This window comes from Agromyces sp. CCNWLW213 (assembly GCF_037199545.1).
In the GTDB taxonomy this organism is placed as follows: domain Bacteria; phylum Actinomycetota; class Actinomycetes; order Actinomycetales; family Microbacteriaceae; genus Agromyces.
In genome coordinates this window covers 688474-709447 of record NZ_JBBBDX010000001.1, presented here as the reverse complement: position 1 = coordinate 709447, position 20974 = coordinate 688474, and the positions used below count along the sequence as shown (strand labels likewise).

At 72.6% G+C, this 20974-nt stretch carries 18 protein-coding genes and 1 tRNA gene; 15 read left to right on the top strand and 4 right to left on the bottom strand.

Annotation, left to right across the window (positions count from 1 at the left end; all coding sequences use genetic code 11):
- Window positions 1-38 precede the first annotated feature (38 nt).
- The 3 genes from WBQ80_RS03315 to ilvC all read left to right on the top strand — a co-directional run bounded on the left by WBQ80_RS03315 (window position 39) and on the right by ilvC (window position 3466).
- Window positions 39-1847: an acetolactate synthase large subunit gene (locus tag WBQ80_RS03315; protein ID WP_336572600.1), complete on the top strand. Its 1809-nt coding sequence runs from the start codon at window positions 39-41 to the stop codon at window positions 1845-1847.
- Window positions 1848-1849: 2 nt separating this feature from the next.
- Window positions 1850-2359 carry an acetolactate synthase small subunit gene (gene ilvN / locus WBQ80_RS03310; protein WP_336572601.1) on the top strand — a complete coding sequence of 170 codons (510 nt, stop codon included), beginning with the start codon at window positions 1850-1852 and terminating at the stop codon, window positions 2357-2359.
- Window positions 2360-2437: 78 nt separating this feature from the next.
- A complete protein-coding gene (gene ilvC / locus WBQ80_RS03305; protein WP_336572602.1) occupies window positions 2438-3466 on the top strand; it encodes a ketol-acid reductoisomerase in 1029 nt (342 codons plus the stop codon).
- A gap of 58 nt (window positions 3467-3524) precedes the next feature.
- Here ilvC and WBQ80_RS03300 read toward each other — a convergent pair whose 3' ends face one another.
- Window positions 3525-7754 carry an nSTAND1 domain-containing NTPase gene (locus WBQ80_RS03300; protein ID WP_336572603.1) on the bottom strand — a complete coding sequence of 1410 codons (4230 nt, stop codon included), beginning with the start codon at window positions 7752-7754 and terminating at the stop codon, window positions 3525-3527.
- Between the two features lie 112 nt (window positions 7755-7866).
- Here WBQ80_RS03300 and WBQ80_RS03295 point away from each other — a divergent pair, with 112 nt between their 5' ends.
- From WBQ80_RS03295 to serA, 4 genes are all read left to right on the top strand, one after another.
- The gene (locus tag WBQ80_RS03295) at window positions 7867-8223 is read left to right on the top strand and encodes a hypothetical protein (RefSeq protein WP_336572604.1); all 357 of its coding nucleotides are present in this window, start codon (window positions 7867-7869) and stop codon (window positions 8221-8223) included.
- Between the two features lie 130 nt (window positions 8224-8353).
- A complete protein-coding gene (locus WBQ80_RS03290; protein ID WP_336572605.1) occupies window positions 8354-8830 on the top strand; it encodes a DNA polymerase III subunit gamma/tau in 477 nt (158 codons plus the stop codon).
- Window positions 8827-9180, top strand: a complete 354-nt coding sequence (locus tag WBQ80_RS03285; protein ID WP_336572606.1) for a hypothetical protein — start codon at window positions 8827-8829, stop codon at window positions 9178-9180. The genes WBQ80_RS03290 and WBQ80_RS03285 overlap by 4 nt, the downstream gene beginning before the upstream one ends.
- 151 nt (window positions 9181-9331) lie before the next feature.
- On the top strand, window positions 9332-10924 hold the full coding sequence (serA, locus tag WBQ80_RS03280) for a phosphoglycerate dehydrogenase (protein WP_336572607.1): 1593 nt from the start codon (window positions 9332-9334) through the stop codon (window positions 10922-10924).
- Between the two features lie 6 nt (window positions 10925-10930).
- Here the strand turns inward: serA and WBQ80_RS03275 are convergent, their stop codons facing one another.
- Window positions 10931-11554, bottom strand: coding sequence for a TetR/AcrR family transcriptional regulator (locus tag WBQ80_RS03275; protein WP_336572608.1), 624 nt, complete (start codon window positions 11552-11554; stop codon window positions 10931-10933).
- A gap of 81 nt (window positions 11555-11635) precedes the next feature.
- Here WBQ80_RS03275 and WBQ80_RS03270 point away from each other — a divergent pair, with 81 nt between their 5' ends.
- Window positions 11636-13225, top strand: coding sequence for an MFS transporter (locus WBQ80_RS03270; protein ID WP_336572609.1), 1590 nt, complete (start codon window positions 11636-11638; stop codon window positions 13223-13225).
- Between the two features lie 30 nt (window positions 13226-13255).
- On the opposite strand, the gene WBQ80_RS03265 is transcribed toward WBQ80_RS03270, so the two are convergent.
- Window positions 13256-13519 carry a DUF6458 family protein gene (locus tag WBQ80_RS03265; protein WP_336572610.1) on the bottom strand — a complete coding sequence of 88 codons (264 nt, stop codon included), beginning with the start codon at window positions 13517-13519 and terminating at the stop codon, window positions 13256-13258.
- A 137-nt stretch (window positions 13520-13656) separates the two neighbouring features.
- Here WBQ80_RS03265 and WBQ80_RS03260 point away from each other — a divergent pair, with 137 nt between their 5' ends.
- From WBQ80_RS03260 to WBQ80_RS03245, 4 genes are read left to right on the top strand one after another with little or no spacing between them, the layout of a single operon-like run.
- The gene (locus tag WBQ80_RS03260) at window positions 13657-14727 is read left to right on the top strand and encodes a 3-isopropylmalate dehydrogenase (RefSeq protein WP_336572611.1); all 1071 of its coding nucleotides are present in this window, start codon (window positions 13657-13659) and stop codon (window positions 14725-14727) included.
- A 20-nt stretch (window positions 14728-14747) separates the two neighbouring features.
- Window positions 14748-15866, top strand: coding sequence for a branched-chain amino acid aminotransferase (locus tag WBQ80_RS03255; protein ID WP_336572612.1), 1119 nt, complete (start codon window positions 14748-14750; stop codon window positions 15864-15866).
- Complete coding sequence (locus WBQ80_RS03250; RefSeq protein WP_337282456.1) at window positions 15863-16330, top strand: GNAT family acetyltransferase; 468 nt, start codon at window positions 15863-15865, stop codon at window positions 16328-16330. Before WBQ80_RS03255 ends, WBQ80_RS03250 begins: the two co-directional genes overlap by 4 nt.
- A gap of 10 nt (window positions 16331-16340) precedes the next feature.
- Window positions 16341-17111 (top strand): fumarylacetoacetate hydrolase family protein, encoded by a 771-nt coding sequence (locus WBQ80_RS03245; protein WP_336572614.1) that lies wholly within the window; start codon window positions 16341-16343, stop codon window positions 17109-17111.
- Between the two features lie 4 nt (window positions 17112-17115).
- On the opposite strand, the gene WBQ80_RS03240 is transcribed toward WBQ80_RS03245, so the two are convergent.
- Window positions 17116-18186: an aminotransferase class V-fold PLP-dependent enzyme gene (locus WBQ80_RS03240; RefSeq protein WP_336572615.1), complete on the bottom strand. Its 1071-nt coding sequence runs from the start codon at window positions 18184-18186 to the stop codon at window positions 17116-17118.
- Window positions 18187-18267: 81 nt separating this feature from the next.
- On the opposite strand from WBQ80_RS03240, the gene WBQ80_RS03235 reads away from it, so the two are divergent.
- The 3 genes from WBQ80_RS03235 to WBQ80_RS03225 all read left to right on the top strand — a co-directional run bounded on the left by WBQ80_RS03235 (window position 18268) and on the right by WBQ80_RS03225 (window position 20945).
- Window positions 18268-19290 carry a LysR family transcriptional regulator gene (locus WBQ80_RS03235; protein WP_336572616.1) on the top strand — a complete coding sequence of 341 codons (1023 nt, stop codon included), beginning with the start codon at window positions 18268-18270 and terminating at the stop codon, window positions 19288-19290.
- A complete protein-coding gene (gene gltX / locus WBQ80_RS03230; RefSeq protein WP_336572617.1) occupies window positions 19283-20797 on the top strand; it encodes a glutamate--tRNA ligase in 1515 nt (504 codons plus the stop codon). The genes WBQ80_RS03235 and gltX overlap by 8 nt, the downstream gene beginning before the upstream one ends.
- 76 nt (window positions 20798-20873) lie before the next feature.
- Window positions 20874-20945 (top strand) — tRNA-Gln (locus tag WBQ80_RS03225).
- Window positions 20946-20974 lie beyond the last annotated feature (29 nt).

Genomic DNA, 20974 nt, shown 5'->3' with positions numbered 1-20974 from the left:
GCCTGTCCCGAACACCACGCACCATGAACAGGAAACGAATGACCACGGAAGCCAGTCCCGTGCCATCGCCCGCCAGCCTGTCGCAGTCGCACAGCGGTCCCGAGATGCTCACCGGAGCCGAAGCCGTCGTGCGCTCGCTGGAGCTGCTCGGCATCACCGACGTCTTCGGGCTGCCCGGTGGCGCCATCCTGCCGGTCTACGACCCGCTGCTCGACAGCCGCAAGCTGCGCCACATCCTCGTCCGGCACGAGCAGGGCGCCGGCCACGCGGCCGAGGGCTACGCGTCGTCGTCGGGCAAGCTGGGCGTCGCGATCGCGACCTCCGGCCCCGGCGCGACGAACCTCGTCACCGCGATCGCCGACGCGCACATGGACTCGGTCCCGCTGCTCGCCATCACCGGCCAGGTCTTCTCCAACCTGATGGGCACCGACGCGTTCCAGGAGGCCGACATCGTCGGCATCACCATGCCCATCACCAAGCACTCCTTCCTCGTGAAGACCGCCCAGGAGATCCCGGCGACCATCGCGGCCGCGGTGCACATCGCGACGACCGGCCGCCCCGGCCCGGTCCTCGTCGACATCACGAAGGACGCCCAGCAGGCCACGTTCCCGTTCCAGTGGCCGCCGAAGCTCGACCTGCCCGGCTACCGCCCGATCACCAAGGCGCACGGCAAGCAGGTGCTCGCCGCCGCCCAGCTCATCGCCGAGGCGAAGCGTCCGGTGCTCTACGTCGGGGGCGGGATCGTCCGTGCCCGCGCATCCGACGAGCTGAAGGCGTTCGCCGAGGCGACGGGCGCTCCCGTGGTGACCACGCTCATGGCGCGGGGCGCGTTCCCCGACTCGCACCCGCAGCATCTCGGCATGCCCGGCATGCACGGCACCGTCCCAGCGGTGCTCGCGCTCCAGGAGTCCGACCTGCTCATCACGCTCGGCGCCCGCTTCGACGACCGGGTCACGGGCAAGGCGGCCCTGTTCGCACCCGAGGCGAAGGTCGTGCACGTCGACATCGACCCGGCCGAGATCGGCAAGATCCGCGCGGCCGACGTGCCGATCGTGGGCGACGCGAAGGACGTGCTCGTCGACCTCCTCGCCGCGTACCGCGAGGTGACCAAGCAGACCGAGCCCGACATCGCCGACTGGTGGTCGACGCTCGACGGCCTCCGCTCCGAGTTCCCGCTCGGCTACACGCAGCCCTCCGACGGCCTCCTCGCACCGCAGTACGTCATCGAGCGCATCGGCGAGCTGACCGGACCCGAGGGCGTCTACGCCGCGGGCGTCGGCCAGCACCAGATGTGGGCCGCCCAGTTCATCAAGTACGAGCGGCCGAACGCGTGGCTCAACTCGGGCGGCGCCGGGACGATGGGCTACGCGGTGCCCGCCGCCATGGGCGCGAAGGTGGCCGAGCCCGAGCGCACGGTGTGGGCCATCGACGGCGACGGCTGCTTCCAGATGACCAACCAGGAGCTCGCGACCTGCACGCTCAACGACATCCCCATCAAGGTCGCGGTCATCAACAACTCCTCGCTCGGCATGGTGCGCCAGTGGCAGACCCTGTTCTACGACGGCCGGTACTCGAACACCGACCTGAACACGGGCCACGACACCGTCCGGGTTCCCGACTTCGTGAAGATGGCCGAGGCGTACGGCGCGCTCGGCATCCGCGTGACGAAGGAGGAGGAGGTCGACGCGGCGATCGCGCTCGCGCTCGAGACGAACGACCGACCCGTGGTGATCGACTTCGTCGTCTCCGCCGACGCCATGGTGTGGCCGATGGTGCCGCAGGGCGTCTCCAACTCCTACATCCAGTACGCCCGCGATCACTCGCCGGCCTTCAGCCAGGAGGACTGAACATGTCGACCCACGTGCTCTCCCTCCTCGTCGAGGACAAGCCCGGCCTGCTGACCCGCGTCGCGGGACTGTTCGCTCGCCGCGGCTTCAACATCGAGTCGCTCGCGGTCGGCCACTCCGAGATCGAGGGACTCTCGCGCATCACGGTCGTCGTCGACGTCGAGGACCTGCCGCTCGAGCAGGTCACCAAGCAGCTCAACAAGCTCGTCAACGTGCTGAAGATCGTCGAGCTCGACCCGGCGCAGTCGGTGCAGCGCGAGCACCTGCTCATCAAGGTGCGCGTCGACAACGCGACGCGCTCGGCCGTGCTCGAGGCGGTCAACCTGTTCCGCGCACGCGTCGTCGACGTCTCGACCGACGCGCTCGTGATCGAGGTGACCGGCGACTCCGGCAAGACCACCGCATTGCTCAGGGTGCTCGAGCCGTACGGCATCAAGGAGATCGCCCAGTCGGGCCTCCTCGCGATCGGCCGCGGCGGCAAGTCCATCACCGAGCGCGTCTACAAGAACTGACCGAACGTGCGGGTCGAGGAGCGCGCGGCGCGTCTCGAGACCCGGCACACCGAACCACCACGAGGAGAAAGACCGCACATGGCTGAGATCTACTACGACAAGGACGCCGACCTCTCGCTCATCCAGGGCAAGAAGGTCGCCGTCATCGGCTACGGCTCGCAGGGCCACGCGCACGCGCAGAACCTCCGCGACTCCGGCGTCGAGGTCGTCATCGGCCTCAAGGAGGGCTCGAAGTCGACCGCGAAGGCCGAGGAGGCCGGCTTCGAGGTCAAGAGCGTCGCCGACGCCTCGGCCTGGGCCGACGTCATCGTGATCCTCGCGCCCGACCAGTTCCAGCGCCACATCTACGCCGAGTCCGTCAAGGACAACCTCGCCGAGGGCAAGACCCTCGTCTTCGGCCACGGATTCAACGTCCGCTTCGGCTACATCACGGCCCCCGACGGCGTCGACGTGATCCTCGTGGCCCCGAAGGCGCCCGGCCACACGGTGCGACGCGAATTCGTCGCCGGCCGCGGCATCCCGGACATCATCGCGGTCGAGCAGGACGCCTCGGGCACTGCGTGGGACCTCGCGAAGTCGTACGCGAAGGCGATCGGCGGCACCCGCGCCGGCGTCATCAGGACGACCTTCACCGAGGAGACCGAGACCGACCTGTTCGGCGAGCAGGCCGTGCTCTGCGGCGGCGTCTCGCAGCTCGTGCAGTACGGCTTCGAGACCCTCACCGAGGCCGGCTACCAGCCCGAGATCGCGTACTTCGAGGTGCTCCACGAACTCAAGCTCATCGTCGACCTGATGTGGGAGGGCGGCATCTCCAAGCAGCGCTGGTCGGTCTCCGACACCGCGGAGTACGGCGACTACGTGTCGGGCCCGCGCGTGATCGACGCGCACGTCAAGGAGAACATGAAGGCGGTCCTCGCCGACATCCAGGACGGCACGTTCGCCAAGCGGTTCATCGACGACCAGGACAACGGCGCCAAGGAGTTCCTCGAGCTCCGCGAGAAGGGCCAGGGCCACCCGATCGAGACCACGGGCCGCGAGCTCCGCAAGCTGTTCGCGTGGACCCAGGTGGACGAGGACGACTACGTGGACGGCGAGGTCGCTCGCTGACGCGAGCCCCGCGCACCTGCACGGCGGGGTCGGCTTGGGCCGGCCCCGCCGTCGGCGTTCAGTCGCCGAATCCGCAGGTGCTCCGCGGCTCGCCGAGCTGCGGCAGATGCCGGCGCCACTCGGCGTCGCTGAGGTCGCGTCCGGCGAGGCGGCAGACGGCGTCGAACTGGCGACCCGGGTCGAGGTCCCAGACCGCCACGCCCTCGCGCGTCGAGACGGCGAGCTCGGCGCCGTCCGGCCGGATCGCCGCCGGCACGACGGCACGTCCGCTGCTGCGGAACGGCTCGCCGATCGCCTCCCCGCTCGCCGTGTCGTACACGATGGACGCCCCGTCGGCGAGGGTGACCACGACGGTGTCGCCGCCCGCGTCGAAGGACGGCGGGTACGGCCCCGTCCCCGCTCCCGAGACGACCACCCCGCGGAGCGAGTCCGGCCGGTAGCGGCCGATGCCCGCGTCGCCGATGCCGACGAGCCCGTCGGCCGGCGTGACGACGTGGGCGCGCAGGGCCAGCGCCTCGTCGGAGCGGACCGCGTGATCCGCGCCCGACACCACCGCGGTGCGGATCGGTCCGCGAGGGAGCGGCTCGTCGGGACCGATCTCGCGGCTCCGCACGTCGGGCAGGTAGCTCACGGCGAGCGGATCCCCGTCCGGCGCCGAGGACACCCACATCGGGAAGCCGTCGACCTCCCACGCCGGGCCGTCCGCCGTCCCGGACTCCGGGTCGATCGCTCGCATCCGGCCGTTGGTGCGCACCGCGAGGAGCGTCTCCCCGCCGTCGATCGGCCAGAGGGACACCACGCCCCACATCTCCTCGCCGACCTGCGCACCCGTGCGCGAGTCGAAGATGCGGAACAGGTCGTCGGCGGCCGAGCGCGCGAAGATGCGACCTCCTCGCACCCAGCCGGTCTCGACCACGCCCTCCTCGAGGCGGTGCACGACCGAGCCGGACCGCGTGTCGAACGCGACCGCGTCGTACTCCGGGTTCCAGAGGTCGCGATCCAGTCGGGCCGGGGTGATGAGCAGCATCGAGTCCTCGAACGAGTACGGACCGAGCACCTCCCAGCCCGGGACGAGCAGCCGGTGACCGGGGCCGTCGCCGTCGATCCGCCACCGGGTGATCACCGGCCGACCGACGCTGATCGCGGTGAGGACGGCGCCGTCCTCGCTCACGGCGAGCGGACCGAAGTCGTCCAGCCCCCGGAACTCCTCGGACGGCAGCGGCAGGCCCGAGTCCAGGTCGAACACGGTGGTCACGCCGAAGCGGCTGCTGCAGAACGCGCGTCCGCGCGGCTCGGACACGGCGATCCAGTTGCACGGCCCGAGGTTCGCGGTCGACAGGTCGGTCGACCACCGCACCTGCCCGGTCGCCGGGTCGAACGCCGTGACGGCCCGTTCGCCCGATGCGACGACGAGCCCCGACGGCGCGATCGCGGCGTCGACGTGAGCCGAGGACGCGGGCACCGGGATGCGCGCGGCGATGGTCGCGCTGCGCGAGTCGATCACGTCGACCCGGTCGTCGAGGCGGCCGACGAACAGCCTGCCCGCGGGATCGAAGACCATCGCGGCGGCGTACGAGTCGCGGTCGAGCGCGGTCGTGCGCTCGTCCTCGATCGGGCGGATCGAGGCGTCCGCGGTCGAGACCAGCGCGACGGCGCCGTCGCGGGCGTCGGCGACCGCGATGACCGACCCGTCGGCGTTGACCGCCAGTGCACCGGTCCCGGCGCCGATGCGAAGCGGCTCGAGGACGCGCTCGCCGCGCTCCAGGTCGAACGCGACGAGCATCGAGGCCGGCGACGTGCCGTACCAGGTCACGCCGGACGATTGCGTCCGCGACGGCCACAGCACCGCGCCGATGCGCCCGTCGGCGCTGACCTCGACGAGCGGCCACGGCCGAGGCGGTCCGGGCTCGAAGCCGAGCTCGAGGGAACGGACCACCTCGCCGGTCACGATGTCGCGCACGGATGCCGCGCCGCCCGACGTCACCACGAGGGCGTGGCCGGTGCCCGGGACGAGCGACCCGAACGCGCTGCCCTCCGTCTCGAGCGTGGACGTGCCGACGAGGCCGCCGGCGGCCTGCAGCACGCTCATCAGGCCCGAACGGGTTCGCGCGTCGTCGGGCCAGCGACGGTACGCCTCGGCCGCGAGCAGCGCGGAGATGTCGCGCTCCGACGTCCGCAGCGCGAGCGCCGTCGCCACCAGGGCCTCGACGGTCGCCGCGTCACGCTGCGCGCCCGCCTCCGCCGAGGTGAGCACCGCGGTCGAGCCGGCTCCGACGAGCGCCAGGATGAGCAGCCCGGCGACGCCGAGGAGGCTGCGGAGCTTCCGGTTCTGGCGCCGGTCGTTGTCGGCGCGCGCACGCAGCTCGATGCGCTCGGCGTCGGCGCGCGCCGCCGAGGCGCCGAGGAAGTCGGACTCGACCCGCGTGAGGTCGCCGGGCGCGGCATCCCGTCGTTCGAGCGCCGACTGGAGCCGCGCGCCGCGGAACAGCTCGTCGTCAGGACGACCGGCCTCGTCCCACGCCTCGGCGGCGGTCGTGATGCCGGCGAGCACGCGCGCGGCATCCGCGTTCTGCTGCAGCCAGTCGTGCAGTCTCGGCCAGGCCACGGCGAGCGACTCGTGCGCGATCGCGACCGATTCGGCTTCCGCGGTGACGAGCCGCGCGTCCGTGAGCCTGGCGAGCACGTTCGCGCGCGTGGCATCCGCTCGCAGCGGCCCGGCGGCGGCGCGTCGCCGCAGCGGTGCGCCGTCGGGGCCGAGTTCGACGAGCCGGAGCATGAGCGATCTGCAGTGCTCGCGTTCGCGGGCGTCGAGCGACTCGTAGAGGTGCTCGGCCGACTGGGCGATCGCGCCGGAGATCCCTCCCGACGCCTCGTATCCGGCGACGGTGAGCGTCGCCCCCTCGCGGCGCGACCAGGTCTCGACGAGCGCGTGCGCGAGGAGGGGCAGGGCTCCGGGGGCGCCGGCGGCGTCGCGGAGCATGAGTTCCGCGAGCCCGGGTTCGAGCCGGAGGCCGGCGCGCCGCGCCGGCTGCTCGATCGCCTCGCGAAGCGCCTCCGGGCCCATGGGGCCGACGAGGTGCACGCCGTCGAGCATGAGCGGGGCCAGGTCGGCGAGTGCGGCGCACCGGTCGAGGAAGTCGGAGCGCACCACGAGGACGACGGTGACGCCGGCGGCCGCCGCGGTCGCGATCGCCGAGGCGGTGCCGTCCGGATCCGCCCCGCGTGCATGGAAGATCTCCTCGAACTGGTCGACCACCAGCACGGTGCCTCCCGTCGCGCCGTCGAGGGCGTCGCGGATGCGGCGTTCGAGGTCCGCGGTGGGCAGCAGGATCACGACGCGGTCGCCGCGCCGATGCAGGACGGGGACGACCCCGGCCAGGACGAGCGAGGACTTGCCGGACCCCGAGGCGCCGGACACCGCGAGGAACGGGCTCCGCGCCAGTCGGCCGAGCGCGGCCCGCACGTCGGCATCGCGCCCGAAGAAGTGCTCCTCGTCCTCCGCGGCGAAGGACCGGAGCCCGGGGTAGGGGCAGTCCGTGCTCGGTGCCGCCACCGTCGCCGCGGGCCTCAGCGACGGGTCATGGCGGAGGATCGCGAGCTCGAGCTCCCTGAGTTCCGCGCCGGGCTCGACCCCGAGCTCCTCGTCGAGGCGCTCCCGCGCGGCGCGCACCGCGGCGAGGGCATCCGCCTGCCGGTCGCTGCGGTAGAGCGCCGTCGCGAGCATGGTCCATCGGCGTTCGCGCAGGGGAGCCTCGAGCACCATGGGCTCCGCGATGGACGCGGCCTCGGCGTTCCGTCCGGTTCGCAGCCACGCGTCGAGGCGCACCTCCTCGACGTCCATGCGGGCCTCGTCGAGACGTGCCGCCTCGCCGGAGGCCGGCAGCCACGCGGCGAGCTCGGCGTACGGGGTGCCCCGCCACAACGCGAGCGCGCGGTCGGCCGCGTCGATGCCGCGGACCGGGTCGCCGGCGTCGAGGTGCGTGCGCGCGGCGTCCGCCAGCCGCTCGAACCGGGCGACGTCGAGCGCGTCCGCATCGACGCGCAGCCGGTAGCCGCCGTCGACCGTCTCGATGGAGGTCCGCCCGACGGCCTTCCGCACCAGCCCGATCGCGGCCTGCACCTGCTTCTGCCACGTGTGCGGCCGGATGTCGCCCCAGACCGCCGACGCGATCTCCTCCGCCGGGACGGGCCGTCCGTTCCGGAGGACGAGCACGGCCAGCACCATGCGTTCCCGCAGGTTGAGCGCCGCGTCGTCGACGCTGAGCGGACCGAGGACCCGGATGCCCATACCCGCAGTGTCCACCCGCGCCGCCGGCCGGTCAATCGGCGCACCGGATGCGGCATACCGCCGGCATACCGCCGCATGACGGGCCGGTACCCGCCGGTCGCACGGTGGTGGCATGGAACACGCACACACCATCGCCCTCCGCCTCGCCGCGTCGACCCTCCTGGTCGGCCTCGCGGCGACGCTCGCCGGCTGCGCGACCCCCGTCGCGTCCACGCTCGGCGAGCAGGCCCGCGCCGGCGGGCCCGCCCGCGTCTCGACCGAGGCGCACCTCGACATGGCTCGCGACTCGGCCGAGCTGTACGTCTCCGGGCTGGTCGCCAACGCCCGCGCGGACGCCGCATCGGATCCGCACCGGCAGCAGCTGCAGGCCCAGGTCGAGCGCTATCTCGCCGATCTCCTCGAGCGCGCGCAGGCCGCCCGAGAGGCGGCCGAGGACGGCGACGACCCGAGTCCGACCCCGCCGCGCTGACCGACGCGCCGCGGCGACGGGCGACGGGCGACGGGGCGATGGGCCCCGTCGCCCGTCGCCGCCGGGAGCGCTTCGTCCCGGCGGCGGCGCGCACCGCAGCGCGCGGCCCGACGATCGATATCGTGATCCCATGGCCCGAAACGACGCCGACGACGAAGACGAGGCCCTCCGCTGGGAGGGCGACGACGACGCGAGCCTCGCACCCGGATGGCGCGCGGTCGGCACGCCGGTGCCCCTGGCCGACGCCGTCTCCGGCGATCGCTCGACGGATGCCGCGGCATCCGTCGACGAGTCGGACGCCGCTGCCGAGGTTGCCGCCCAGCCCGGTTCGGCCGAGCTCGTGCTGCTCGGCGTGTTCGGCGGGGTGTACCTGCTCTACACGCTCGGATGGATCCTCAGCGTGCTCCGCGTGCAGAACCCCGCCGCCGACCCCGTCGGCCAGTCCATGTTCGCGCTCGGCCTGTGGCTCGCGGCGCTCGCGCCCGCACTGTGGTTCGGCGTCGCGTTCGCGCTGACGCGGGGACGACCGAGGGCGCGCCTGGCGTGGATGCTGGCGGGCGCCGTCCTGCTCCTGCCCGTCGCGTTCGTGGCGGGGGTGACCGCATGAGCAGGGCCGAGGTCGCGACGCCGCCGCGCCGCTCGCCGTTCTGGCTCGAGGTCGCACTCGCGATCGCGTTCGGCCTCTTCTTCGCCTACGACGCGTGGGAGGCGGTCGGCAACCTCGTCGGGGTCGCCGATCTCGCGGGGTCGCTCGACACCTCGATCTCCGGGCTCGGATGGATCGTGCTCATCGCCGCCGTCCTCCTGCCGATCCTTCTGTTCGCGTCCGCGTTCCTGCTCGGACGGCGCCGCTCGGCCGTGGTCCAGGCGGCCCTGTACCTGACCGGGCTCGCGGTGTCGGCCGCCCTCTACCTCGACATCCTGCTCATGTTCGGGGTCGGGGCGCTGCTCGCTTGAGCGCGAAGTCGAGCCCTCGGCGCTCGACCGAGCGCGTCATACGATTCGGGGAGGCCGGGGACGCTCAAGTAGCATGAGCGCGTCCCCGCGCCTCCGACGATGCCGGCGCACGCGTGCACGCGCACCCACCGAATCCCGTGAAGGACCCATCGTGTCGAAGCCGGTCGTGCTGATCGCCGAAGAACTCTCGCCCGCCACCGTCGATGCCCTCGGACCCGACTTCGAGATCCGCAACGTCGACGGCACCGACCGTCCCGCGCTGCTCGACGCGATCGCCGACGCGCACGCGATCCTGGTCCGATCGGCGACGAAGGTGGACGCGGAGGCGATCGCGGCGGGTCGCTCGCTCAAGGTCATCGCCCGGGCCGGCGTCGGACTCGACAACGTCGACATCAGGGCCGCGACGACCGCGGGCGTGATGGTCGTGAACGCGCCGACCTCGAACATCATCTCGGCCGCGGAGCTCACGGTCGGGCACATCCTGAGCCTCGCCCGCCACATTCCGGCCGCCCACGCCGCGCTGGCGCAGGGGGAGTGGAAGCGGTCGGCGTACACGGGCGTCGAGCTGTACGAGAAGACCGTCGGCATCATCGGCCTCGGCCGCATCGGCGCGCTCATCGCCGCACGCCTCCAGGCGTTCGGCGTCGAGGTCATCGCCTACGACCCGTACATCACCGCGGCGCGCGCGCAGCAGCTCGGCGTGCAGACCGTCACGCTCGACGAGCTCCTCGAACGCAGCGACTTCATCACCATCCACATGCCGAAGACCCCGGAGACGACGGGGATGATCTCCACCGAGCAGCTCGCGAAGATGAAGCCCACCGCGTTCATCGTGAACGTCGCGCGCGGCGGGCTCATCGACGAGGAGGCGCTGCACGACGCCCTCGTCTCGAAGACGATCGCCGGCGCCGGGCTCGACGTCTTCGTGGAGGAGCCGCCTCGGGAGTCGCCGCTGCTCGCCCTGCCGAACGTGGTCGTGACGCCGCACCTCGGCGCCTCGACCGACGAGGCGCAGGAGAAGGCGGGCGTATCCGTCGCCAGGTCGGTCCGGCTCGCGCTCGCCGGTGAGCTCGTGCCCGACGCGGTCAACGTGGCGGGCGGCGTCATCGACCCGTACGTGCGCCCCGGCATCCCGCTCGTCGAGAAGCTCGGCCAGCTCTTCGCCGGACTCGCGCACGGTCCGCTCACGAGCCTCGACGTCGAGGTGCACGGCGAGCTCGTCGACTACGACGTCAGCGTGCTGAAGCTCGCCGCGCTGAAGGGCGTCTTCACGAACGTCGTGAGCGAGACGGTCTCGTACGTCAACGCGCCGCTGCTCGCCGAGCAGCGCGGCGTGGCGGTGCGCCTGATCGCCGACGCCGACAGCCCCGAGTACCGCAACGTGGTCACCCTGCGGGGCGCGCTCGCCGACGGCACCCAGGTCTCGGTCTCGGGCACGCTCACCGGCACCAAGCAGACCGAGAAGCTCGTGGGCATCAACGGGTACGACATCGAGGTCCCGATCGCCGATCACCACATCGTGATGATCTACACCGACCGTCCCGGCATCGTCGCGGTGTACGGCAGCGAGTTCGGCGAGGCGGGCATCAACATCGCGGGCATGCAGATCGCCCGCCGCGAGGCGGGCGGCCAGGCGCTCTCGGTCCTCACGGTCGACTCGCCCGTCCCGACCGAGGTCATCGAGCGCGTGCGCACCGCGATCGACGCCGACGTGATGGTCGAGATCGACATCACGGAGTCGTAGGTCGCGTCACGGGCGCTCCGCGCCGTCGTCGACCTCGGGGTCCCGGTGCGGGCCGTCCCGGTCCTCGTCGTTCACGCGAGCGGCGCCCGCGAGCCGCTCGAGCAGGTCGACGAGCGCGTCCATGTCGGCGGCCGGCGGCGCGTCGACGCCGAGCTCCGGGTCCTGGCCGTGCAGGGCGGAATCGTAGTAGAGGCCGTCGCCGATGAGCGTGATCGCCAGGGCCACGGTCGGGTCGGCCACGTGCCGGCGCACGGCGTCGAGCCACCGCTCCCGCACCGAGCGGATCGTGCGGGCCGCCGCCTCGTGGCCAGCCTGGGCGAGCCGCGTCGCGGCGACGGCCGCGCGGTCCAGCGGGGATCCGACGGCGACGGACGAGCGCACGTAGTACGCGACGGCTCCCTCGGGCGCACGTTCGAGCACGGCGATGTCGTCGTCGACGAGGCGCGCGAACCGTTCGAGGACCCCGTCGACCAGGGCCTCGCGGTTGGCGAAGTGGTAGAGGAGGCCGCCCTTGGAGACCCCGGCGGCCCTGGCGGTGGCGTCGAGGGTGGCGGCGCGCTCCCCGGCGTCGATGAGGATGCGCTCGAAGGCGTCGAGGACGGCGTCGCGCGCGGCGGGTGGGCGGCTCATGGCTCCGATCGTACCGATCGCGGAGAACGAGCCGCATCTGATACTCTACCGTCCAGACGGTACAGTAATAAGGACGCCACGATGACCTGCGAGAGCACGACCACCCCCACGCGACCCGTGCGAGCGGATGCCGCGGCACCCGCCGTGGCGCCCGCGGACCCCGGTCGGCGCGCACGGGCGACGCGACGGCAGTGGATCGCGCTCGCCGTGCTCATGCTCCCGGTGCTCCTCGTCTCGGTCGACAACACCGTGCTGAGCTTCGCGCTGCCGTCCATCGCGCGCGACCTCGCGCCGACGGGCGCGCAGCAGCTGTGGATCATCGACGCCTACCCGCTCGTGCTCGCGGCGCTCCTCGTGGCGATGGGCAGCGCGGGCGACCGCTTCGGCCGACGGAGGATGCTCCTCATCGGGTCGGTGGGCTTCGCCCTGGTGTCGGTCGGGGCCGCATTCGCGCCCACGGCCGAGGCGCTCATCCTGGCCCGCGCCGCGCTCGGATTCTTCGGGGCCATGCTCATGCCCTCCACCCTGTCGTTGCTCCGCTCGGTCTTCGTCGACCGGGAGCAGCGCCGGCTCGCGATCGCGATCTGGGCCTCCGGGTTCGCCGCGGGCAGCGCCCTCGGCCCCATCGTGGGCGGCGTGCTCCTCGAGCACTTCGCGTGGGGCTCGGTGTTCCTGCTCGCGGTGCCGGTGCTCGTGCCGCTCGTCGTGCTCGTGCCGCTGCTCATCCCCGAGAGCCGCGACCCCGCTCCCGGCCCGATCGACGTGGCGAGCATCCTGCTCTCGTTCGCCGCGATGGGCGCCGCCGTGTACGGCATCAAGCATCTCGCCACCGAGGGCGTCGACCCGGTCGGCGTCGTCGGCGTGCTCGCCGGGCTCGCGCTCGGCGCCGGGTTCGTCCGTCGCCAGCTCCGAGCCGAGACGCCCATGCTCGACGTGCGGCTCTTCCGGCAGGGCTCCTTCGGCGGGGGCGTGCTCGTGAACCTGCTCAGCGTGATCGCGCTCGTCGGGTTCCTCTTCTTCGTGTCGCAGCACCTGCAGCTCATCGTGGGCCTCTCGCCCGTGCAGGCGGGCCTCGCCCTCACGCCGGGCCTCCTCGCGATGATCGCGGCGGGCCTCTCGGTCGTGCCGATCGCCCGGCGCGTCCATCCGCGCGTGCTCGTGCCGTCCGCCGTCGCGCTCTCCGCGACGGGCTACCTCGTGATCGCCCTCACCGCCGGCGACGGCCTCATCGGGGTCGTCCTCGCGTTCGCGCTCCTCGGCATCGGCATCGGCGTCGCCGAGACCGTCTCGAACGAGCTCATCCTCTCGAGTGCGCCGCCCGCGAAGGCCGGCGCCGCGTCGGCGGTGTCCGAGACGGCGTACGAGCTCGGCGCGGTGCTCGGCACGGCCGTGCTCGGCAGCATCCTCGCGGCCTGGTACCGCACCGCGATCGAGGTGCCGTCCGAGCTGTCGGCGGGCCAGGCGGATGACGCGCGCGAGACCCTCGCGGGCGCGATGGCGCTCGCCGAGACGCTGCCCGCGCCGGTCGGCGCGGAACTCGCCGCGTCCGCGTCCGCGGCGTTCGGCGGCGGGGTGACGGTCACCGCGTTCATCGGGGTGCTGCTCATGGTCGCTGCGGGCGTCGTCGCCGCCACGACCCTGAACGAGCCGCGGGGCGCCGCCTCGAGGTGAGGCGGCGCCCCGCGGGCGGTCGATCGACCGTCAGAGCGTGGTGCTGTCGTCGGGACGCGACGACTCGGCGCGCGTGACGCGCTCGCCCGTGGCGGGGTCGACCATCGTGCGCGACGTGGAGACGGAGCTGCGACGACGCGCGAGGAGCACGATGCCGAGGATGATGACGATGGCGCCGGCGATCATGAGGATGTAGCCGACCATCTGCAGGTTGATCCAGTCCACCGCGACGTTCAGCGCGAACGCGAGCACCGCGCCGATGGCGAAGAGGACGATTCCGAGACCGAGACTCATCAGGTAGTGCCTTTCACTCGGGCGGCGGCGAGCGCCGCAAGACGGGCGCGGGATGTGCCGCTCCCTGAGGCCGAGTGTAGTGAGCGGTCCCGTTCGCGGACAGTACTCTGGGAGGGCTGGCGCACGAAGGAGAGTTCATGGTAACCACGGTCAGGCTCGCGGTCATCCCGGGCGACGGCATCGGCCCCGAGGTGGTGGGCGAGGCGCTGAAGGTGCTCGACGCCGTGACCGCCGGGTCGGATGTCGCGTTCGAACGGACGCCGTTCTCGCTGGGTGCGGGGCGGTACCTCGAGACCGGCGACGTGCTGACCGACGACGACCTCGAGTCGATCAAGGGGCATGACGCGATCCTGCTCGGTGCCGTGGGCGGCGCGCCCGGCGACCCGCGCCTCGCGGGGGCGAACATCGAGCGCGGCCTGCTCCTGAGGCTGCGGTTCGAGCTCGACCACTACGTGAACCTGCGGCCGTCCCTCCTCTACGTCGGGGTCGAGAGTCCGCTCGCGAACCCCGGCGACGTCGATTTCGTCGTCGTCCGCGAGGGCACCGAGGGCCCCTACGTCGGCAACGGCGGCGCCATCCGCGTGGGCACGCCCGCCGAGGTCGCCAACGAGGTGTCCGTGAACACCGCCTACGGCGTCGAGCGCGTCGTGCGGTACGCGTTCGCGTCGGCGTCCGCCCGCACGAGGAAGAAGCTCACGCTCGTGCACAAGACGAACGTGCTCGTGTTCGCCGGCTCGCTCTGGAAGCGCACCGTCGACGCGGTCGCGGCCGAGTACCCGGAGGTCTCCGTCGACTACCTGCACGTCGATGCCGCGACGATCTTCCTGGTCACCGACCCTGCTAGATTCGACGTCATCGTCACGGACAACCTCTTCGGCGACATCCTGACCGATCTGGCCGGCGCGATCAGCGGCGGCATCGGACTCGCGGCCTCGGGCAACATCAACCCCGACGGCCGGTTCCCCAGCATGTTCGAGCCCGTGCACGGTTCGGCTCCGGACATCGCAGGGAAGGGCATCGCCGATCCCACCGCCGCGATCCTCTCGGTCGCGCTGCTCCTCGACCACCTCGGTCACGGGGCGGCCGCCGGCCGGGTGCGAGAGGCGGTCGCCGCCGACGTCGCCGAGCGCGGCGAGGCGAGGCGGTCGACGACCGAGATCGGCGACGCCGTCGCCGCACGCATCGGCGCCACCGTGGGCGCCCACTGAACGCTTCGAAGGAGACCACCGTGACCACGACGAACCTCACCCTCCAGACGCCGTCGCCGGCCGGCCTGACCTGGCAGGTCACCCGCAACGAGAACGCGAAGTCCGACATCGAGCGCGAGGCGATCCTCGCCGACCCCGGCTTCGGCAATCACTTCACCGACCACATGGTCGACATCTGCTGGTCCGAGAAGGGCGGATGGCACCGTCCCCGCGTGTCGCCGTACGGGCCCATCCAGCTCGAGCCCTCCGCCGCCGTGCTGCACTACGCGCAGGAGATCTTCGAGGGCCTCAAGGCGTACCGCCACGCCGACGGCTCGGTGTGGTCCTTCCGTCCCTACGAGAACGCCTCGCGCCTGCAGCGCTCGGCGCACCGCCTCGCGCTGCCCGAGCTGCCGACCGAGTACTTCATCGATTCCCTCAAGCAGCTCATCGCGGTGGATGCCGCGTGGGTGCCGTCGGCCCCCGAGACGAGCCTGTACCTGCGACCCTTCATGTTCGCCAAGGAGGCGTTCCTCGGCGTGCGCCCCGCGAAGAAGGTCGCCTACTACCTCATCGCGAGCCCCGCCGGCGCCTACTTCCACGGCGGCGTGAAGCCCGTGTCGATCTGGCTGTCGACCAAGTACGCGCGCGCCGGTAAGGGCGGCACGGGTGCCGCGAAGACGGGCGGCAACTACGCGTCGAGCCTCCTGCCCCAGGCGGAGGCGGCCGAGCACGGCTGCCAGCAGGTGCTGTTCCTCGACGAGGGCACGTACCTCGAGGAGCTCGGCGGCATGAACGTGATCCTCGTGTACCGCGACGGGCGGCTCGTCACCCCCGAGTCCGACTCGATCCTCGAGGGCATCACGCGCGACTCCGTGCTCCAGCTGGCCCGCGACCGGGGTCACGCGGTCGAGAGCCGACGGGTGACGATCGACGAGTGGCGCGAGGGCGCGGCATCCGGCGACATCGTCGGCGCGTTCGCGTGCGGCACTGCGGCGGTCATCACCCCCATCGGCCGCCTGCTCGCCGAGGACTTCGAGATCGTGCACCACGGCCCCGAGGCGTCCGAGCTCGCGATGTCGCTCCGCGACGAGCTCACCGGCATCCAGTACGGGCGCGTCGAGGACCGCCACGGCTGGATGCTGCGGCTCGACGCGTGACGCGCGTCGAGACGGCCGCCCATCGCATCCGGGCGTTCGAGCGCGCCGACACCGAGGCGGTCGTGGCGCTCTGGCGCGCGGCCGGCCTCGTCGTGCCGTGGAACGACCCCTACCGCGACATCGAGCGCAAGCTGACGGTGCAGCCCGACCTGTTCCTCGTCGCCGTGGCGGTGCCGGCGGATGCCGCGGCGCCGGCCCCGGTCGTGGGCACGGCCATGGTCGGCTACGACGGGCACCGCGGATGGGTCAACTACCTCGCGGTCGACGCCGCGCATCGCGGCGGCGGGATCGGCGCCCGGTTCATGGCCGAGGCCGAGCGGCTCCTCGTCGAGCGCGGGTGCCCGAAGCTGAACCTGCAGGTCCGCTCGACGAACACCGCCGTCATCGACTGGTACCGCTCGCTCGGCTACGAGCCGGATCACGCGGTCGGCCTGGGGAAGCGGCTCATTCCCGACGCCGAATAGGCTGGGACGCATGAAGGTCGCGCGCTTCTCCCACGGTGAGTCCATCTCGTTCGGCATCGTCGACGAGGAGGAGCACGAGCTCGTCGTGCTCAAGGCCGACCCGATGTTCGCGGGCTACGACCCCACGGGCGAGCGCGTTCCGCTCGCCGACGCGAAGCTCCTCGCCCCGGTGATCCCGCGGTCGAAGGTCGTCGCGGTGGGCAAGAACTACCGCGACCACGCGGCCGAGATGGGCGGCGACGCACCCGCCGAGCCGCTGCTCTTCCTCAAGCCGAACACGGCGGTCATCGGCCCCGGCGACGCGATCGTCCTGCCGCCCGAGAGCTCGCAGGTCGAGCACGAGGGCGAGCTCGCGGTCGTCATCGGACGCATCGCCCGACGGGTGAGCGAGGCCGATGCGGCGTCCGTCGTCTTCGGCTACACGATCGCGAACGACGTCACGGCACGGGACCTGCAGCGCAGCGACGGCCAGTGGACCCGTGCGAAGGGCTTCGACACCTTCTGCCCGCTCGGCCCGGTGATCGACACCGACGTCGATCTCGAGCGCGGCACGATCGAGACGAGCGTCAACGGCGAACGCCGCCAGGAGGGGCGCCTGGCCGACATGGTGCACTCCGTCCCGGCGATCATCGCCTATGCCTCGAACGTGTTCACGCTGCTGCCGGGCGACGTGATCCTCACGGGAACGCCCGCCGGCGTCGGGCCGATCGTCGCGGGCGACACGGTCGAGGTCAGCGTCTCCGGGCTCGGCACGCTCGCCAACCCGGTGCGCTCCGCCTGACGCGTCAGCGACCGAGCGCGGTCGCCGCGCGGTCGACGTCCTCCTCGTCGTTCCAGAGGTGGAAGGCGACCCGTGCCCGCCCCGCCCGCCCGGATGCGATCAGCCCGGCGGCCGTCAGCGCGGCGAGGTCGCGTCCCTCCGCGTCGGGCCAGCTCACGATCGCGCTCGCGGACGCGGGGAGGCCGAGTCGTTCCCGGAACGCGTCGGCGAGGCCCACGTCGTACCGTCGGACGGCCTCGATGTCGAGGCCGGCGGCGAGCTCGAGGGCCGCCTCCGCACCGGTCCAGGCCTGCCACGCGGGTGACACGTCGAAGCGTCTCGCTCCGGCGGCGAGGTGGAGGTCGGGACCGTAGCACGAGGCCCACGGGTCCTCGCCCGAGTACCAGCCGGCCGTGATCGGCACGAGCTCGGCGAGCGCGCGCTCGCTCACCGCCATGAACGCGGCGCCGCGCGGAGCCGAGAGCCACTTGTAGGCGTGGCAGACGACGAGGTCCGCGTCGAGGCCGGCGGTCGGCATCCAGCCCGTCGCCTGCGTGGTGTCGACGAGCACGAGGGCCCCCGCCTCGCGGGCGGCGGCGATCACCGATGCCGCATCGGCGATCGCGCCGGTCGCGGACTGCACGAGCGAGAACGCGACGAGCCACGTCGACGGGGTGATGGCGTCGGCGAGGCGGTCGAGGGGCGCATGGCGCACGTCGAGGTCGCCCCGCGCCAGGAACGGCGCGACGACCGAGCTGAAGTCGCCGTCCACGCACGCGATGCGGGCGCCGACGGGGGCGGATGCCGCGGCCAGGGCCACGAACGCGGACACCTGCGATCCGACGGCCACGCGATCGGCCGACGTGCCGAGCAGCGTCGCGGCGTGGGCGCGGGCGCGCTCGACGACTCCGGTGTACTCCGCCGCCGAGGTGCGGCCGTCGCGCCAGCGGTCGAGGTCGCGGGAGAGGGCCGTCGACGTCGGCGCGGCCGGGATGCCGAGCGTGCAGGCGGCGAGGTAGCCGCGGCCGGCCGCGAAGCGAGGGTCGGGGAGGCCGAGCGTGCTCGAGCTCGGTGCGAGGTCGGTGGGGATCGCCATGACCCACAGCCTGCTCCGGCGTGACGGATGCGTCGAGAGCAGGTGTTGCATCCGACCCATAACGCATGCTTATGTTCACCCATGGACGAGGTCGCCGGTCCCGGTTCGCGCAGCGCGAGTGCCGACGACGCCGGCGCCTCGGGGCTGCCGAGCACGGTGGACCCCACGAGCCTCCTCGTCCTCAGGACCATCGCCGACCACGGCTCGATCACGGCCGCGGCATCCGCGCTCGGGTTCAGCCAGCCGGCGCTCAGCCAACAGGTGCGTCGCGCCGAGGCACGCGCCGGCACCCCGCTCGTCGAGCGGACCGGTCGCGGCATCCGCCTCACACCCGCCGGGCGCGTGCTCGCGCGCCACGGCGCGGCGGTCGCCACCGCGCTCGAGGCCGCGCGCGGTGAGCTCGCCGACCTCCGCGGGCTCCGCTCGGGTCGAGTGCGCCTGACCGCCTTCCCGTCGGCGTCGCCGACGCTGGTGCCGGCGTTCATGGCCGCGATGGCGGAGCGCCATCCCGGCGTGCGGGTCAGCTTCGTCGAGGCCGAGCCGCCCGAGGCGGTCGCCGCGGTCCGCGAGGACCGGGCCGACCTCGCGCTGACGTTCAGCTACCCCGGCGACCGCAGCGACCCGCATCGGGCGAGTGCGCGGGGCCTGGAGGTCGCGACGATCGGCGGCGACGCCATGCACGTCGTGCTCCCGGCGCGGCATCCGCTCGCCCGGCGCGAGGTCGTCGACCTCGCCGGCCTCTCGCGCGAGGCCTGGATCGCCGGATGCCCGAGGTGCCGAGGGCACCTGCTCGAGCTCTGCGACGCTGCGGGCTTCGCACCGCGCATCGCGGTCGAGACCGACAACTTCGTGGCGGTCGAGGAGATGGTGGCGTCGGGGCTCGGCGTGGCCGTGCTGCCGGGACTCGCCGTGCAGTCCGCGGGCGCGCGCGCCGGCGTCGCCGTGCGACGGACCGCCAACGGCGATCGCCGCACGCTGCACCTCGTCACCGCCAGGGGCGGACTCGGGGTCCCCGCGGTCGCCGTCGCCGCCGACCTCCTCGCGGGCCTCGTCGCCCGACGGGATGCGACGTCCGCGGACCGTAACATTGAGGGCGATGCCTGACACGACCCACCCCACCACGACCGCGACCGGCGCCGACGTCCGTGTCCGGTTCTGCCCGTCGCCCACCGGAACCCCGCACGTCGGCCTTGTGCGCACCGCCCTGTTCAACTGGGCGTACGCGCGGCACACCGGCGGCACCTTCGTCTTCCGCATCGAGGACACCGATGCGGCCCGCGACAGCGAGGAGAGCTATGCGCAGATCCTCGACGCGCTCACCTGGCTCGGCCTCGAGTGGGACGAGGGCATCGACGTCGGGGGTCCGCACGCCCCGTACCGCCAGTCGCAGCGCAGCGACCTCTACGCCGACGTGATCGAGCGCCTGAAGGCCGCCGGCCACGTCTACGAGAGCTACTCGACGGCCGACGAGATCGACGCCCGCAACGAGGCCGCGGGGCGGCCCAGGCAGCTCGGGTACGACAACTTCGACCGCGACCTCACCGAGGAGCAGCGCGCCGCCTTCCGCGCCGAGGGCCGCGAGCCCGCGCTGCGGCTGCGCGTGCCCGACGTGGACCTCGGCTTCGACGACCTCGTGCGCGGCCGCATCGACTTCCCGGCCGGGTCGACCACCGACTTCGTCGTCGTCCGGCCCAACGGGGCGCCGCTGTACACGCTCGTGAATCCCGTCGACGACGCCCTCATGGGCATCACGCACGTGCTCCGCGGCGAGGACCTGCTGAGCTCGACGCCGCGCCAGATCGCGCTGTACCACGCGCTCATCGACATCGGCGTCACGACGTTCGTGCCGCGGTTCGGTCACCTCCCGTACGTCATGGGCGAGGGCAACAAGAAGCTCTCCAAGCGCGACCCGGAGTCGAACCTCTTCCACCACCGCGACCGGGGCTTCATCCCCGAGGGACTCGTGAACTCCCTCGCCCTGCTCGGCTGGGGCTTCTCGGCCGACCGCGACGTGTTCAGCCGCGACGAGCTGGTCGCGCGGTTCGACGTGGCCGACGTGAACCCGAATCCCGCGCGCTTCGACCTCAAGAAGGCCGAGGCGATCAACGGCGACCACCTGCGGCAGCTCGACGTGGCCGACTTCGCCGCGCGCACGGTGCCGTACCTGCAGGCGTCCGGCGTCGTCGAGACGCCCATCACGCCGGCGCAGCAGGCGATCCTCGCCGAGGCCGCACCCCTCGTGCAGGAGCGCATCGGCCTGCTCGGCGAGGCGCCCGGCATGCTCGGCTTCCTGTTCACGGACGCTGCCGAGCTCGAGTACGACGAGTCGGCGGTCGGGTCGCTCCCGGCCGACGCCCCGGCGGCGCTCGCCGCCGCGCGCGAGGCGCTCGAGCGCATCCCGGGGGAGTCGTGGACCCACGCCGAGATCGAGGAGGCGCTGCGCGACGCGCTGGTCGACGGGCTCGGGTTGAAGCCCCGGGTCGCCTTCGGGCCGGTGCGCGTGGCCATGTCGGGCCGACGCGTCTCGCCGCCCCTGTTCGAGTCGATGCAGATCCTCGGCCGGGTCGAATCGATCGAGCGCCTCGACCGGCTGGCGGCCCTCCTGGGCTGAGGGTGCCTCGGTTTGGTGAGCGCCGGGCCGTAGGCTACAGTTACATGTCGGCCCGGGAACCTCGGTTCACCGGCCTTGGGGTATGGTGTAATTGGCAACACGGCTGATTCTGGTTCAGTTGTTCTTGGTTCGAGTCCAGGTACCCCAGCAGTGAGAACCCCCGGTCAACCGGGGGTT

Bases quoted from the DNA above. Each gene is read 5' to 3' on its own strand.
- WBQ80_RS03315 (WP_336572600.1), top strand. From the start codon at position 39: ATGACCACGGAAGCCAGTCCCGTGCCATCGCCCGCCAGCCTGTCGCAG.
- ilvN (WP_336572601.1), top strand. From the start codon at position 1,850: ATGTCGACCCACGTGCTCTCCCTCCTCGTCGAGGACAAGCCCGGCCTG.
- ilvC (WP_336572602.1), top strand. From the start codon at position 2,438: ATGGCTGAGATCTACTACGACAAGGACGCCGACCTCTCGCTCATCCAG.
- WBQ80_RS03300 (WP_336572603.1), bottom strand. From the start codon at position 7,754: ATGGGCATCCGGGTCCTCGGTCCGCTCAGCGTCGACGACGCGGCGCTC.
- WBQ80_RS03295 (WP_336572604.1), top strand. From the start codon at position 7,867: ATGGAACACGCACACACCATCGCCCTCCGCCTCGCCGCGTCGACCCTC.
- WBQ80_RS03290 (WP_336572605.1), top strand. From the start codon at position 8,354: ATGGCCCGAAACGACGCCGACGACGAAGACGAGGCCCTCCGCTGGGAG.
- WBQ80_RS03285 (WP_336572606.1), top strand. From the start codon at position 8,827: ATGAGCAGGGCCGAGGTCGCGACGCCGCCGCGCCGCTCGCCGTTCTGG.
- WBQ80_RS03275 (WP_336572608.1), bottom strand. From the start codon at position 11,554: ATGAGCCGCCCACCCGCCGCGCGCGACGCCGTCCTCGACGCCTTCGAG.
- WBQ80_RS03270 (WP_336572609.1), top strand. From the start codon at position 11,636: ATGACCTGCGAGAGCACGACCACCCCCACGCGACCCGTGCGAGCGGAT.
- WBQ80_RS03265 (WP_336572610.1), bottom strand. From the start codon at position 13,519: ATGAGTCTCGGTCTCGGAATCGTCCTCTTCGCCATCGGCGCGGTGCTC.
- WBQ80_RS03260 (WP_336572611.1), top strand. From the start codon at position 13,657: ATGGTAACCACGGTCAGGCTCGCGGTCATCCCGGGCGACGGCATCGGC.
- WBQ80_RS03245 (WP_336572614.1), top strand. From the start codon at position 16,341: ATGAAGGTCGCGCGCTTCTCCCACGGTGAGTCCATCTCGTTCGGCATC.
- WBQ80_RS03240 (WP_336572615.1), bottom strand. From the start codon at position 18,186: ATGGCGATCCCCACCGACCTCGCACCGAGCTCGAGCACGCTCGGCCTC.
- WBQ80_RS03235 (WP_336572616.1), top strand. From the start codon at position 18,268: ATGGACGAGGTCGCCGGTCCCGGTTCGCGCAGCGCGAGTGCCGACGAC.
- gltX (WP_336572617.1), top strand. From the start codon at position 19,283: ATGCCTGACACGACCCACCCCACCACGACCGCGACCGGCGCCGACGTC.